Source organism: Bradyrhizobium sp. P2_E8 (assembly GCF_056403875.1).
Map to the genome: position 1 here is coordinate 1 of NZ_JBFUES010001598.1, position 1,034 is coordinate 1,034.

A 1,034-nucleotide genomic window follows, 5' to 3' on the forward strand; every position below is an offset into this window, starting at 1 on the left:
GCTCGAGGTCGAAGGAAGCGACTTCAAGGTCACCCGCGAAGTCGACGGCGGTCTCCAGACCGTGAAGCTGAAGGGACCGGCGATCGTCACCACCGACCTGCGTCTCAACGAGCCGCGCTACGCCTCGCTGCCCAACATCATGAAGGCCAAGAAGAAGCCGATCGCGGAGAAGACCGTCGCCGATTACGGCGTCGACGTCACCGCGCGCCTCGAGGTTCTCAAGACGACCGAGCCGGCGGGCCGCAAGGCGGGCGTCAAGGTCAAGGACGTCGCCGAGCTGGTGTCGAAACTCAAGAACGAAGCCGGGGTGCTCTGATGACGACGCTTCTGATTGCCGAACACGACAACGCGTCGTTGAAGGATGCGACCAACAAGGCCCTGACCGCGGCCGCCGCGCTCGGTGCGGACGTCGAGGTGCTGGTGGCCGGCGAGGGTGCGAAGGCCGCGGCGGACGCCGCCRCCAAGCTCGCAGGCGTGAAGAAGGTGCTGCTCGCCGATGGCGCGCTTTACGCGCACGATCTTGCCGAGCCGCTGGCCGCGCTGATCGTCTCGCTGGCCCCGTCCTATGATGCGATCGTCGCGCCCGCGACCTCGCGCTTCAAGAACGTGATGCCGCGCGTCGCAGCCCTGCTCGACGTCATGCAGGTCTCCGAGATCATCAAGGTTGTCGCCCCCGACACCTATGAGCGTCCGATCTATGCCGGCAACGCCATCCAGACGGTGAAGTCGAAGGACGCCAAGAAGGTCATCACGGTGCGGACCTCCACCTTCGCCGCGGCGGGCGAAGGCGGCAGCGCGCCGGTCGAGAGCGTTCAGGCTGCGGCCGATCCGGGCCTGTCGTCCTTCGTCGGCGAGGAGGTCGCCAAGAGCGACCGTCCCGAGCTGACCTCGGCGAAGATCATCGTCTCCGGTGGCCGCGCCATGCAGAGCCGCGAGAATTTCGCCAAATACATCGAGCCCCTCGCCGACAAGCTCGGCGCCGGCGTCGGTGCCTCGCGCGCGGCGGTGGACGCCGGCTATGCGCCGAACGACTG

Annotated in this window: 2 protein-coding genes; both read left to right on the forward strand. The window is 67.2% G+C overall.

Annotated elements, in window-relative coordinates; genetic code table 11:
- Positions 1-316: electron transfer flavoprotein subunit beta/FixA family protein (locus tag AC1D00_RS42605; protein WP_477014847.1), on the forward strand; the 316-nt coding region annotated here is incomplete at its 5' end.
- Positions 316-1,034: electron transfer flavoprotein subunit alpha/FixB family protein (locus tag AC1D00_RS42610; RefSeq protein ID WP_477014848.1), on the forward strand; the 719-nt coding region annotated here is incomplete at its 3' end. The genes AC1D00_RS42605 and AC1D00_RS42610, both read left to right, overlap by 1 nt.